The organism is Corallococcus sp. EGB (assembly GCF_019968905.1).
GTDB lineage: Bacteria > Myxococcota > Myxococcia > Myxococcales > Myxococcaceae > Corallococcus.
This window is the reverse complement of the sequence record NZ_CP079946.1, coordinates 6,090,278-6,103,987: the sequence shown is the minus strand read 5'-3', so window position 1 is coordinate 6,103,987 and position 13,710 is coordinate 6,090,278. Positions and strand designations below refer to the sequence as shown.

Sequence of the window (13,710 nt, the reverse complement as noted above, 5' to 3'; positions counted from 1 at the left end):
AGGGCCGTGTCGACGGGAGGAGAAAGACAACGTGAGGTGTGTTCGCGTGCTCCATCCGGCAGCTTCGAAATGGCTGCCGTGCTCCAAGGTGATAATCCGAATAGCGAAGTTCTATTTCGAACACAAGCGACGTTGAACCCGCCTGCATGCCGGGCAGGCTCGAATTGGAAAGACAGACATCAATTTCAGACGGCCTGGGTGGAATCCTTCAACACTCCGGCAGGGGCGATACAGCCCGTCGCGTGGGACGCGTACCGCCGGAGCACGGATGTTTCGCGCCCGCGGCTGTGGTGCGGTGTGGGGGGAGGGGCCGCCGCGTTGGGGGCAGGGCATTCTGGACCCGTGTCCAGTTGTGACGTGCCCGGGGGACACCCCCTTTGCCGCCGACTTGCGATGACGGGAGAATCAGGCAGAAACCCGCTCCGAAATGTCCGTGGATTGTCAGCAAGCCCGCCGCGCGGCGGCCATGAGGCCGGTCGAGTGACGCACCCCATGTCGCGCCCCGTGTCCGCGCAGGTCGTCCGGAGCGAGCGCAAGCCGCTGTACGTGAAGGTCGTGACCCAGCCGGCGCTGCATGGCTGCTGGTCCGTGAACATCAGCGAGACAGGTATCGGGCTCATCGCCACGCCGCGCCGGCCTTCAGAGGGCCCGCACGAGAACGAGCCGGTGGAGATGGCGTTCTCGCTGCCGGACACGGGCGCCCACGTGCGGGTGCACGGCGTGGTGCGCTGGCGCCACGACACCGCGGGCGGCGGCGGCACCGTGGCGGCGCTGGGGGTGAGCTTCGGCGCCTTCGACGCGGCGGACGGCGTGAAGCTGGCGCGCTACCTGGCCACGGCGCACCTGCAGGTGGTGGTCGCCTTCGCCACGGACGAGGAGACACGCGCGGTGCGTCAGGCCCTGGACGGCGTGGCCTCGCCGCACTTCGCCCCCACCGCGGAGGACGTGCACGCGCTGTTGTCTCGCGGTGACATGGCGGCACTCCTGGTGTGCGGCGAGGACGAGTCGCGGGCGCTCGCGCTGGTGGAGTCCCTGGCCGAGCGGCGCACGGAGGTGGACCCCACGGGGGCGGGGCCGCCCAGCGACCTGGCCCCGCGCATCGTCTACTGCGCCCCCGCGGCCCCGGAGCGGCTGGTGGCCCTGTTCAACACCGGCCGCATCTACCGGGCGCTGGGGCCGTGGGCGGACGCGGACGCCGTGCGCGAGGCGGTGCTCCAGGCGGGGCGCGAGCACGGCTTTCGCACGGAGCAGTGGCGCATGGCGCTGGAGCTGGAGCGCAACCTCCTGCGCGAGCGCGCGCTGGCCCAGTCACCGGTGGTGGGGGTGGGCCGCCACGGCGAGGACGTGGGCTTTCGCAGCCCGCCCATGCAGCGGGTGATGGAGATGGTGCGCCTCGTCGCGCCCCACCGGGTGGCGGTGCTGCTGCAGGGCGAGACGGGCACCGGCAAGGAGGTGCTGGCGCGCATCCTCCACCGGCTCTCCGGCCGCGGAGACCTGCCGCTCGTCGTGCAGGACTGCGGCGCGCTCACGGAGACGCTGCTGGAGAGCGAGCTGTTCGGCCACGTGAAGGGGGCCTTCACCGGCGCGGTGTCGGACCACCCGGGCCTCTTCGTGCTGGCCAACGGCGGCACCATCTTCCTGGACGAGATTGAAAACACCACGCCCAACCTCCAGGCGAAGCTCTTGCGCGTGCTGGAGACGGGCGACATCCGCCCGGTGGGCGGCACCCAGGTGCGCCACGTGGACGTGCGCGTGGTGGCCGCGAGCAACCGGGACCTGGGCGAGGAGGTGCGCGCCGGCCGCTTCCGCGCGGACCTCTTCTACCGGCTCAACAGCTTCACCATCGACATCCCGCCCCTGCGCGAGCGCCCGGAGGACATCCCGGAGCTGGCCCGGGCCTTCGTGGAGCAGTTCAACCGCACCCTCAAGCGCTCCGCCACGGGCGTGGCCCCGGACGCGGACGAGGTGCTGCACGGCTACGGCTGGCCGGGAAACGTGCGCGAGTTGCGCAACGTGGTGGAGCGCGCGGTGCTCCTGTCGCGGCCCGGGGAGATGCTCACCCGGCGCCTCCTGCCGCCCGCGCTCGTCAACAACACCGTGCCCCGCGCGGACCTCCTGGGGGATGGCTCGCTGAGGGCCCGGCTCCAGCAGGTGGAGCGCGACCTCATCCGCGAGGCCCTGGAGCGCCATGGCGGCGTCCTGCGCCGCGCCGCCGTGGCCCTGGGCATGGACCCCGTGACGCTGGGCCGCCGGGCCCGGCGCCACGGGCTGTGGAAGGCGGAGTAGCCCCCCACCGCCCTCCACGCGCGCCCTTCAGTGCGCCTCCAACCACTGGAGCATGGGCTGCCACACGCGCACGCGCGCGTCCCGGGCGAGGAACAGGTCCGCGTGCCCCACGTCCAGCGCGCGCTGCCCCTCCGGGCGGTTGCGCACGATGAGGCGGGTGACGTCCGTGCTGCCCAGCAGGCGCAGGGAGTACTCCCCGTAGCTGCCCACGCCGCCCGCCGCGCCCACGTACAGCACCGGCACCTTCACGTCCTTCAGGTGGTCGTCATAGGGCACGTCCAGGCCGCACAGCTGCTTCTCCGTCTCCACCACCTCGTTGAGGCTCTGGTAGGGCGCCGCCTGCTGGAAGTAGCCGAACAGGAGGGGCTCCGGGGTGAAGGCCGTCTTGTCAGGCACGCCCGCGGCGTCCGGGATGGTGGCGGTCAGGTGGTAGTCCGGCGTCAACGCCTTGAGGTTGAACGCCTCGAACAGGGTCTCGGTCTTTCCGGCGGCGATGATGGCGAGCCTCCGGTTGGTGAGCGCCGGCAGCGTCGCGAGCGACGGCGGCACGAGGAGCGGGGAGGGGGCCTGTTCGGGATGCTGGGCGGCCAGCATCCCCAGCAGCCGCAGGGGAAGCCCCGCGCCGGGCCCCAGCAGGCCCCCTTCCGTGCGGCCCGCGTCGCGGTCCATCTGCAGGAGCAGGTAGCGCTGACATGCCCACTCGCGCTGCTGCTTCGCCTCCGGCGCGAAGCGCAGCACCATGTCCATGGGCACGAAGCCGTCCACCCGGCGCTGGCCGCGCGGGCGCTGCGACTCCGCGTCCAGGTACGCGTAGCCGATGGTCGCCCCCCGGCTCCAGCCCAGGAGGAACATCCGCTCATTGCCGCCGCTGCCGGACGCCCGCCGCACCACGTCCGCCAGCGCCAGCCCCGTGCCCACGTCCTTCACGTGCGTCCCCAGGGTCCAGTCCGCCATGAACGCGAAGTCCGTCTCCGCCTCCGGCACGGCCACCCAGCGCAGGTCCAGGCCCCACACGTCCACGTCCTCGCTCGCGAGGAACGCCGCCAGCGAGCGGTCCTCCGGCATCATCGTCACGGAGGTGCGGGTGAGGAACGCGGGCACGAAGCCCCACAGGTCCCCGTGCACCATGAACACCGCCCGGCGCGTCCGCGCCGGAACCCACGGGGACGACTCGCGCACCACGCGGTGCACGGTGATGGCGTCGTACCTGTCCGGCCCCACCCGCACCTTCCAGGTGTAGTGCGCCAGCCCGCCGCCCAGCGCCTCGCGCTTCGTGCTGGACGCGGCCACGCCCGCGGACACCAGCGAGCGCACCCACGGATCCACCTGAAGCGCGGCCTCGTGCGCGTCCCCCGGATTCGCGCGCAGCGCCAGGAGCAATGCCAGCGTCACCCACAAGCCCATCGTCCTACGCATACCGTCCTCCACATGCCCGAGGGTCCCCCACGCAGGCCCCCGGTGCGGACAGCCCCAGGAGCACCTTCCGCGCCAGGGGCCAAGTCATTGATTTCATTGGACCTGCCCCCGAGGGCAAGCTTCACGGGTGAAGGCCGCCGGGCAACGTGCCTGGCCTTCTCCAAGTGAACAGACGCGGCTCCCCGCGATGCTTCAACGCTGGGACATGCGCACCACGAATGACCCAGGGCCGCGGGACTGGCTGGACCGCCGCGCCGGCCCGGCAGGGCATGTCTGTGTATTCAACCCAACACATCCATCTGGGACAGGCAAGTCCTGGATGGTAGGGGAAGACGGTGGGGCAATCGCCGGGGGGCCGCGGGACGGGAGACAACACCTGTTCTCACCCTGACTCCCCATCGAGGGGGAGGACCCATGCCCGAGACCGTCTTCGTCGACAACATCTGGAATGACTTCGCGCACAGCTATGATCAGATGATCCCCGAGCTGCCGTGCTACCAGCGGCAGCGTGACAAGATCCTCCGAGACACCCGGGAGCGGGCCTACGTCATCGACGCGGGGTGCGGCACGGGGCTCGTGAGCGAGCCGATGGTGCGCCGGGGCCAGCGCGTGGTCGGCTTCGACAACAACGAGGCCATGCTCGCGCTGGCGATGCGCCGGCGGGACTCGGAGCCGGAGGCGGTGCGCGCCCGCTGGACGATCCTGCCCGGGGACGTGACGTCGTTCCCGCTGGAGGTGGAGGGGGCCGCGGACGCGGTGGTGATGAACAACGTCCTCTTCTACGTGCGCGACCCGGAGGCCGTGCTGCGCGAGGCCTGGACGCACCTGAAGCCCGGCGGCGTGCTGTGCATGACGAGCAACAAGCGCCCCCGGCCCAACCTGGAGCTGGTGCTGCGCAACTCCATCCAGGAGTGGGAGGCGCAGGGCCGGTGGACGCAAGAGCTCCAGCGCGCGGTGAGCCACCACCGCACCTGCGCCCAGCGGCTCACCACGGACCCCAACGAGATGGTCACCTTCCTGGACACGGACCAGGCCGTGAAGCTCCTGGAGAAGGCGGGCTTCAGCGAGGTGCTGGTGGCCGACGGCGACGACTACTACGGCGAGAACTTCTACGTCTGCATGCGCAAGTAGGGAGGCCCCTCCATGACGAAAGTGAACCCCCGCTTCCAGCGCAACCTGGGCGTCCTCCACCCGCAGACCATGGACAGGCTCGCCACCACCCACGTGCTCGTCGCCGGCGTGGGCGGCGCCGGAGGCCAGTGCGCCGTGGACCTGGCGCGCCTGGGCTTCGGCTGCCTGACGCTCGCGGACTTCGACGTCTACGAACGCCACAACGTCAACCGGCAGGTGGGCTGCTTCGAGAGCACCCTGGGCCAGTACAAGGTGGACGTGGTGGAGCGCATGTGCCGGGACATCCACCCGGACCTGCGCGTGCACAAGGTGAGGGAGGGCATCACCGACGCCAACGTGGCCCAGGTGCTCCAGGGCCAGGGCGGCCTGCCGCAGGTGGACTACGTGGTGGAGGTCATCGACATCGCGGGCGCCCGCGCCAAGGAGTCACTCCACCAGACGTGCCGCCAGATGGGCATCCCCATCATGACCGGCCTCATGCTCGGCTTTGGCGCCGCGCTGCATGTCTTCCAGCCGGACGCGCCGCTCTACGAGGAGCTCTTCATCCTCCCGGACGGCCGCATCGACCTGCCGAAGATCATCCCGCACCTGGGCAGCTACATGCTCCAGGAGTACATGGATGCCTGCTACCAGGGAAAGGGCCACGCGCCCACGTGTGTGATTGGCGCCACCACCGCCGCGGGGCTGATGGTGAGTGAAATCATGCGAGGCGTGATGCTGGGGGCTCGCGCGATGGTGTCCTGGCCCGAGTACCTCTACGTGGACCTGTTCGACCACCGCTACGTGCGCGGCTCCGTGGGGGCCGCCCTTCCGGCCCGGCCGGTGGGGCAGGGCGCCCGGGGCTGAACGGAGGCCCGCGCGCTTCTCCGGGGCCGGGGGCCCATGGATGGGCCCCCGAATCCCCCGGAGACTACATCACCACACCGCGTGACCGCGCTTCGTTCATCAACTGCGTCCCATCCACGCCCAGGCGCCGGGCGATGAAGCCCGCCGGCCCGTCCGCGTTCTTGTGCACGCGGATGAACTGGTCGTCGTAGGTGCGCGTGACGATGAGCATCCCCGACACGATGACGCGCTGGAGGTTGTGCTGCAGTTCGTTGCCTTCGATGATGACGTGGATCTCCGAGAACAGCGCCCGCGCGTCCGACAGCATGTTGGACAGGTGCCGCCGCTGCTCGCTGTTGGGGACCGCGGACTTCGCTCCAGCAATGGTCACCAGCACCAGGGGCTGCTGCGCTTGCTGGTAGGCCGTCTGCATTTTCTGGAACACCTGCTGAATCTCATCCGCCGTCGGCGGAGCGTCCCAGCGCAGGAAGAACACCTTGTCGATGACGTCTGTCTTGTAGACCGGAAGTGCCATGGCGTTCGCGACTCCTTCGTGTCGGACCCAGCGGCCGTCCCGGCCACAACGCATCCGGGCGTTCTCCCCTAGGCCTGGGGGACATCCTGCTCTTCAGCCGCGGTCAAGAAACTAGCCCCGGAGGCTGACATTGCTGAGACGACACATCCGGACAGCACTGACGGCGTCACGGACTGTGTACTCGCCTCTCAGGTCCCCTTGGATGTCCGCTGGAGGATTTTGAACCCAGACGCCAGGGCAGCCACCCCTGTCTGTGAATTCCGTTCCATGTGACAAGTTTCAAGGGCGGGTCCCCGTGAAAGCAAGAAGGCCCCGGGAGCGCGGTGGCTCCCGGGGCCTTCGGGTGGCTTCAGGCCTTCAGGCGGAAGGGATTACCCGCCGGAGACGGTGGTCTCCTTCAGGTTCGGGTCGCCGGCGATCTGCGCGTCCGTGAACAGGATGGGCCGCCACTGCTTCTGGGAGTACAGCCGGGTCTGGTCCGCGTAGTGCGGGGACTTCGGGTCGCCGGACTCGCTGTAGGTCAGCACCGCGTTGGCGTTGGGGCCCGCGTCGGTGAACTGGAGCGCCATGACGAACGAGCTGCCGTTGTTGATGGGGTAGCCCTCCTTCGCCAGCAGGGTGGCGGAGTTGTACGTGGCCGTGTGGGGCTGGGCGAAGTCGAACACCGTGGTGCGCGAGGCGCCGAAGGACATCACGTTGGTGGTGCCCTCGCGGCTCATGCCGCCGTGCAGGGGGATGGGCGTGCCCGCGCGGGTGGTGAACTGCACCTGGCCCAGCGTCTTGTCCAGCGCGTTGCCGGAGCGGTTGATGGTGTAGACGGCCTGCGCCAGCTTCACGAGCACCGGGTCGTCGCCCGTGGCCGGGGCCGGCGTCAGGGTGTTGGGCGTGGCGAGCGGGTCGGCCGGGTTGAACTGCACGTCGAACAGCGGGCCCTTCGTCGTGAGCTGCGCATAGGTGTAGGCGCCCAGGAACTCACGGAAGACGAACGCGCCCTTCTGGTCCACGTCGTAGCGGCCGTTCCAGGCCGTCAACAGCGCGCAGGCCTGGCTGATGTCCACCAGGTTCTCCTTGCCGGAGGTGTCCTTGTAGGTGACCGTCGTCTTGCCCGCGCAGCGCTCCACGAGCGACGCGCGCAGCAGCTCCTCCAGGGAGCTGCGGTTGCTGAACACGGCCGTCTTCAGCTCGTCGAAGCTGAACTTGCCGTCCGCGCCGGAGGCACCCGTCGCGCTGACCTCCGTGAGGACCTTGGCGTTCATGCGCGTGCGCGGCGACTGGGGGACGCCCTCGAAGCCGTGCAGCGGGGAGAAGCCGGTGAGCGGCTTGGCGGGGTTGGCCAGCCAGTAGCTGTCGTTCGCGTTGAAGACGAAGTCGGTGCGGTCCAGCTGCGGCACCTTCGCGAAGGGCACCAGGCCCGGCGTGCGCGCCGTCGCCTGCGTGTCCGTCTGCCACTCATTGGCCGGGTCGCTGCCGTTGAGCACCACGAAGCCCAGGGCGTTGTAGATGCCGTAGGTGATGTTCAGGGCGGGCGTGGTCGCCTCGGTGGCCCACTTCGTGTACGCGTCCTTGGTGAGGTTGGGCGTGGGCGTGGCGTCCGTGTACCAGGTGTTGCCTTCCTTGTCGGCGAACATGGTGTTCACCCAGGGCAGGCCCTGCTCGGTGGCGTAGACGTTCTTGAACTCGGCCAGCGTCTTGGCCTTGTTCATGCCGTGGAACTGGTCCAGGAACTTGGTGTTGTCGATGTTCGCGTCACGCAGCGTGAGCGCCGTCTGGCTGTTCCAGCCCAGCGTTCCCGGGGGGAAGCCCGCCGGGGCGGCCGAGTCCGGGAAGGCGATCATCGGGCCGTAGTGGCTGAACCAGACCGTCTGCGTGTAGTTCGTCACAGAGCCCTCGGACAGCTTCACCAGGATGGTGAAGGTCTTGGAGGTCATCTGGCGCTCTTCGTTGCCGTACTTGTAGACGGTCGGCTTTCCGGGCACGAGCTGCAGCTGGTAGATGGTCGCGCGCTGGCCGGCGGAGAACGTGTGCGTCCAGCCCAGGTTCTCATTGAAGCCGATGAGCACCGCCGGCACGCCCATGAGGCCCACGCCGTAGACGTTCATCTGGCCCGGCACGGTCAGCTGGCTCTCCCACAGGCGCAGCTCGCCCTCCCAGGGGAAGTGCGGGTTGGCCATCACCATGCCCTTGCCGTTCTCCGAACGCTCACGGCCAATGGCCCAGCCGTTGCTGCCGAAGTCAGACGTCTTCAGCTTGTTCAGCTGCTCCAGCGACGGCATCTGCGGGCGCAGCGCGGCCTGCTTCGGGTCCACGGACTGCGCGCTCACGGTGGGCGGCTGGGCCGAGGGGATGGTGAGCGCCAGCGCGTTGATGCCGGCCAGCAGCGTCAGGTCCGTGTTGTACGCCAGCAGGTCCACGGGGGTGATGGGGCGCACCCAGGCGGCGTTGGCGCACTCGGCGGGACGGGCCTCCGGGGGCGTGTCCTCCAGGTACTTGTTGTAGCCGGCCGCATAGCCGGTGACCATGTCCTGCATCTCCTGGGACAGGGTGGGGAAGGCCGTCTGCGCGCGCCCCATCAGGTCCATGGCCAGGTACGCCAGGTCGCTGCCCACGTACTGGTTGCCCGGGCCCTGGCCCAGGAAGCGCGCACGCTCGCCGCGCACCTTGAGGATCTGATCCGCCAGGGTGCAGACGTGGTCCTGCGCGAAGGCGTAACCCTGGCCGAAGCCCAGGCTGCCGTAGTTGTCCGCGGTGATGTGCGGAATGCCGTAGGACGTGCGCTTGATCTTCGCCGTGTACTTCGGGGCCGCCGGGGGCGGATTGGGATCGACGTTCTCTTTGTCGTCGTCACATCCGGTGCTGGCCGCGACGAGCGCCAGGGATGCGAGGAGGGAGTAGGAAAGACGGCGGGTCCGGACAGAACGGAACCCTCCGCGCGGAGGAAGTGTATCGGGGATGTGCTCGGGCATGGCGGCCGGAGACTAGGAAGGTGGCGATTCGCTGGTCAATGTTTCTGGGATTTGACTTTTCCACCCAGGTGCGCGCGCGGGATGCGCTGCGTCGTGGGTTTGGGAAAGCCGGAAAGATGGCGTGTGTTACACGGGGGCCATGACGCCCGAGCCCTCGTCGCCGCCCGCGGCCCGCCGCCCGCGCCGCCACTTCTCCATGATTCGCACCTTCGTGCTGGCGGACTTCGTCACGCTCGGCAACGGCTTCGCCGGAGCGGGTGCCATCCTCGCGGCCATGCAGTCGCTGGCCACGGGCAACACGCGCTGGCTGTGGGTGGCGTTCTGCCTGATGCCGGTGGCGCTGGTGATGGACGTGGCGGACGGCCGCATCGCGCGGTGGCGCTTCCGCAAGTCGCCGCTGGGCGCGGACCTGGACTCGCTGGCGGACGTCATCTCCTTTGGGATGGCGCCCGCGGCGCTCGCGTTCGCGGTGGGCCTGCGCGGCAACCTGGACGTGGCGGCGCTGCTCTACTTCGTCGCGTGCGGCATCAGCCGCCTGGCGCGCTTCAACGTCACCTCCGCGGAGCTGTCCGACGGCACCGGCAAGGTGAAGTACTTCGAGGGCACGCCCATCCCCACCAGCCTGGTGCTGGTGATGGTGCTCGCGGCGGCCACCTGGCACGACCGCATTGGCGACGCGCTGTGGGGCGGGGTGTGGAACCTGGGACCGCTCCAACTGCATCCGCTGGCGCTGCTCTACGTGGCATCCGGTAGCGCGATGATCAGCAAGACGTTGCGGATTCCAAAACTCTGAAGTCTTCCACTGTCATGGGGCCGGAACGTGCCATCCAGTGGACGTTCTGGAGGGCAGTTCCCCTGTTCTTCCCACGATGAGGCGGTTGGCAGTCCCGGGGTGGGTGCCTAGCTTCGCCACCTGATCCGCGAGGGCCACACCTGGATGGTGTGGCCGCTACCGCGGCTTCAAGGTTTCTGGGCGAGGCGGGAGGGAAGAGTGGGTGCCATCATGACAGTGCGCTGGGGCCTGCTGGGGTTGGTGGTGGTGGGGCTGCTGTCGGGGTGCGCGGACCGGGATCGTTCCTCGGTGGCGGACGGCCGGCTGACGGCGACGCCGGGCGGCATCGACTTCGCGCGGGTCGCCGTCTTCGACGCCCGAGAATCCACGGTGACGCTGCGCAACGTGGGCCGCGCGCGCATCACGGTGGACGAAGCCTGGGTGGAGGGGCCGGAGGGCGCCTACCAGGCGGAGTTCACCCACGAAGGTCCGCACAGCCTGGTGCCGGGCAGCGAGTGCACGCTGAAGGTGCGCTTCGCGCCGCTCGCGCAGGGCGGGCTGCCCGCGATGCTGGTGGTGCGCTCGGACACGCGCGTCGAGCCGTTGATGCGCATCCCGCTCAACGGCTCGGGGGTGGACGCGTGGGCCCGGGTGACGCCGCGCGCGCTGGACTTCGGCCGCATCGAGGCGGACTCCACCAAGACGCTGGGCGTGACGCTGGACAACCCCACCGAGCTCCCGGTGATGGTGACGCCCAAGCTGGTGGGCGCGGACAAGGACGAGTTCGTCGCGGCGCCGGTGACGGTGAACCCGGGCGAGCGCGTGGAGTTGCCCCTCACCTTCAACCCGGTGCGGGTGGGCAGAAAGCAGATTGCGTTGGCCATCTCGCCCTGCGTCGGGTGCGCGGACGTGCCGGTGGAGGTGAAGGCGGAGGCGCTGGAGCGCGCGGTGGTGGCGGAGCCGGAGGTGGTGGACTTCGGCGCGGTGCCGGTGGACCGCGACGCGGTGAAGGCCTCCAGCCTGCGCAACATCAGCACGGAGCCGGTGACGGTGACGTCGCTCATGCTGGACGGCACGGACGTGTCCTTCAGCCAGAACAACACGGGGCTGCCGCTGGTGCTCCAGCCGGGCGAGGTGCGCGCCTTTGAGATCCGCTACAGCCCCGGCCACATGGGCCCGGCCATGGACCGCGCCGTCTACACCGTGGTGAGCAAGCGCCACCCCACGCTGCCCGTGCCGCTGCGCGGCTTCGGCGGCGCGTCCGAGCTGTGCGTGTCTCCGATGATGCACGACTTCGGCGAGCAGCCGCTGGGCTCCAAGGTGCGCGTGGTGGTGAACGTGAAGAACTGCGGCACGGACAACGCGGGACCGCTGACCATCAACACGCTGGAGTGGACGCCGGACGCTGGCGGTGCCCAGCTCCAGTTCAACCACAAGCCGGTGGCCCTGCCGTTCACGCTGCCAGCCAACGGCGAGCTGAACCTGGAGATCTTCTACGAGCCCATGCGCGAGGGCAGCGCGTCCGGCGCGCTGGTGATGACCACGAGCGCGTTCTCCGCGGCCACGGTGCAATTGGACTTCTTCGGCAGCGCGAAGGCGCATGCGCCGTGTGAGCTGACCGTCACCCCGGAGCTGGTGGACTTCGGCACCATTCCCCCGGGCCGCGGCGCGGTCCTGGGCGTGAAGCTGGAGAACAAGGGCGCGGACCTGTGCCCCGTGAAGAACATCCGCGTGGCCAACAACGGCGGCGGCGTCTTCAAGATGCCGGGCGGCGAGCTCTTCGGCGGCATCGTCTACCCGGGGGACTGGTTCAGCTTCCAGGTGGCCTTCCAGGCGCCCTTCACCGGGGGCAGCTTCGCGGGTGAGCTGCAGGTGGAGCAGTACAACCCGGCGATGCCGGTGCGGCAGGTGCCGCTGCTGGCGAACTCGCAGCAGACGTGTCTGGTGGCGTCGCCCTGGTACCTGGACTTCGGCCTGGGCCGCAAGGACTGCCGCCCGGCGCCGCGGGAGGTGAACTACCTCAACGCGTGCACCATGCCCGTGACGGTGTCCAACGTCTTCATCGGGCCGGGCACCACGGATTCGGAGTTCGAGCTGCTGGATCACCCGGCGCCGCCCGCGTTCCAGCTCCAGCCGGGCGAGTCCTTCACGGTGGGCGTGGACTACCTGGCGCAGGTGACGGGCATGAACCTGTCGCCGCTCTTCGTGGACTCCAGCGACCTGCCCATCCCGCTGATGGTGCCGCTCATCGGTGAGTCGTCGACGAAGACGGAGAAGACGGACAACTTCGTGCAGCAGGACGTGAGCAAGGTGGACGTGCTCTTCGTCGTGGACAACACGGCGTCCATGGTGGAGGAGCACCCGAAGCTCGTGTCCGCCATCCCCGCGTTCGTGGACGCCGCGCGCAACAAGGCGGTGGACGTGAACATGGCGGTGACGACGACGGGCATCTCCGCGGTGTCCGGCGCGTGCCCGGGCGGCGCGCTGGGGGGCGAGGCCGGCCGCTTCTTCCCGGCGGACAACAGCCGCCAGCGCATCCTCACGCTGAACACGCCCAACGTGACGCAGCTGCTCCAGCAGAACGTGCAGGTGGGCCAGTGCGCCCAGGTGGAGCAGGGCTTCGAGGCGATGCGCCGCGCGCTCACCCCGCCGCTGGTGAACAACGTGGATGATCCGCGCACGCCGCTGCCCAACGACGGCAACGCGGGCTTCCTGCGCGACTCCGCGGCGCTGGTGGTGGTGTTCGTGGGCGACGAGGATGACCACTCGCCGGACGCGGTCGCCACGTACGTGCAGTGGGCGCAGCAGCGCAAGGGGGAGAACCAGCCGCAGCGGGCCACGTTCTTCGCCATCGCGCCCACCAAGACGGCCTGCGCCACGGCGGGCGGCACCGGCACCCGGTATGCGGACGCGGTGGCGCAGACGGGCGGCGAGGTGCTCAACGTCTGCGCGCCGGACTATGCGCCGCTCCTGCGCCAGGTGGCCAACAAGGCGTTCAGCGCGCAGGACCGCTTCCCGCTGAGCGAAGAGCCCGACGCGGGCACCCTGGTGGTGACCGTCAACGGCACCGCCACCCCCCGCGGGTGGACCTACGACGCGGCCACCAACAGCGTGGTCTTCTCCGTGGTGCCGCCGCCGGGCTCCAAGGTGTCCATCACCTACCGCCGCGCCTGCGCCAACGACTGAACGGTGCGGAGGTGGGGGTGTGGCGCGCGTGACGGGCCGGCCATCCGGCCCCGGACGGCGGTGTCAGACCCCGGTGCTACAGCGCTGCATCTGCCTGTGCGGATGACCAGAAAATTGGAGGCGCTCCCTCGGTGTGTACCCTGCGGAGCGTCTGCACGCTGTTGCCCTGGAGGCGCGTTGTGAGCACCTGGACCCCTGATGAGCCTGTGAAGTCCTCTCCGCGCGCCGGTGCGCCGGGGCTGCGGGTCATCCGTGGCGAGGGCCAGCGCAAGCAGGAGCCGCTGGCCTCCCGCGACGCGGTGGCCCGGGTGCTGATGGAGGCCGGGGCGGACCTGCTCCTGCGGCGCATCAGCCCGTTGAGGGCGCAGGAGATCGAGCGCAAGGTGGACCGGGTGCTGGACCTGTTCGACCGGGTGGACGCGGCGCCCGTGCTGATGCCGGTGCTCAAGCGGCACCTGGACGAGCTGGAGGCCCTGATGCGGGAGACCCGCGAGGTCCGGGCCGCCCGGCGCTAGGCCGCACCGGGGGTGGAACCGGGAGATGCTTCGGGGGACTGGATGTTTGATTCCCCTGGCCCGGCCGCTTACGCTTGGGGT

At 69.6% G+C, this 13,710-nt stretch carries 9 protein-coding genes; 6 read left to right on the top strand and 3 right to left on the bottom strand.

The window, feature by feature from the left end; genetic code table 11:
• Positions 1 to 492: 492 nt before the first annotated feature.
• Positions 493 to 2,286, top strand: coding sequence for a sigma 54-interacting transcriptional regulator (locus KYK13_RS25035; protein WP_223634253.1), 1,794 nt, complete (start codon positions 493 to 495; stop codon positions 2,284 to 2,286).
• Between the two features lie 27 nt (positions 2,287 to 2,313).
• On the opposite strand, the gene KYK13_RS25030 is transcribed toward KYK13_RS25035, so the two are convergent.
• Entirely contained in the window at positions 2,314 to 3,702 is a 1,389-nt protein-coding gene (locus KYK13_RS25030; protein WP_223634250.1) for a hypothetical protein, read from the bottom strand.
• Positions 3,703 to 4,116: 414 nt separating this feature from the next.
• Here KYK13_RS25030 and KYK13_RS25025 point away from each other — a divergent pair, with 414 nt between their 5' ends.
• Together KYK13_RS25025 and KYK13_RS25020 are read left to right on the top strand one after the other, a co-directional pair.
• On the top strand, positions 4,117 to 4,833 hold the full coding sequence (locus KYK13_RS25025; protein ID WP_223634247.1) for a class I SAM-dependent methyltransferase: 717 nt from the start codon (positions 4,117 to 4,119) through the stop codon (positions 4,831 to 4,833).
• Positions 4,834 to 4,845: 12 nt separating this feature from the next.
• A complete protein-coding gene (locus tag KYK13_RS25020) occupies positions 4,846 to 5,679 on the top strand; it encodes a ThiF family adenylyltransferase (protein ID WP_223634244.1) in 834 nt (277 codons plus the stop codon).
• Between the two features lie 64 nt (positions 5,680 to 5,743).
• Here the strand turns inward: KYK13_RS25020 and KYK13_RS25015 are convergent, their stop codons facing one another.
• Together KYK13_RS25015 and KYK13_RS25010 are read right to left on the bottom strand one after the other, a co-directional pair.
• Positions 5,744 to 6,193 carry a DofA protein gene (locus KYK13_RS25015; protein WP_223634242.1) on the bottom strand — a complete coding sequence of 150 codons (450 nt, stop codon included), beginning with the start codon at positions 6,191 to 6,193 and terminating at the stop codon, positions 5,744 to 5,746.
• Between the two features lie 371 nt (positions 6,194 to 6,564).
• Positions 6,565 to 9,156: an acylase gene (locus tag KYK13_RS25010; protein ID WP_223634239.1), complete on the bottom strand. Its 2,592-nt coding sequence runs from the start codon at positions 9,154 to 9,156 to the stop codon at positions 6,565 to 6,567.
• A 139-nt stretch (positions 9,157 to 9,295) separates the two neighbouring features.
• Between KYK13_RS25010 and KYK13_RS25005 the strand changes: the two genes are divergently transcribed.
• The 3 genes from KYK13_RS25005 to KYK13_RS24995 all read left to right on the top strand — a co-directional run bounded on the left by KYK13_RS25005 (position 9,296) and on the right by KYK13_RS24995 (position 13,629).
• Positions 9,296 to 9,949: a phosphatidylcholine/phosphatidylserine synthase gene (locus KYK13_RS25005; RefSeq protein WP_223634237.1), complete on the top strand. Its 654-nt coding sequence runs from the start codon at positions 9,296 to 9,298 to the stop codon at positions 9,947 to 9,949.
• A 210-nt stretch (positions 9,950 to 10,159) separates the two neighbouring features.
• Positions 10,160 to 13,114 carry a choice-of-anchor D domain-containing protein gene (locus KYK13_RS25000; RefSeq protein WP_223634235.1) on the top strand — a complete coding sequence of 985 codons (2,955 nt, stop codon included), beginning with the start codon at positions 10,160 to 10,162 and terminating at the stop codon, positions 13,112 to 13,114.
• Positions 13,115 to 13,293: 179 nt separating this feature from the next.
• A complete protein-coding gene (locus KYK13_RS24995; RefSeq protein ID WP_223634233.1) occupies positions 13,294 to 13,629 on the top strand; it encodes a hypothetical protein in 336 nt (111 codons plus the stop codon).
• Positions 13,630 to 13,710 lie beyond the last annotated feature (81 nt).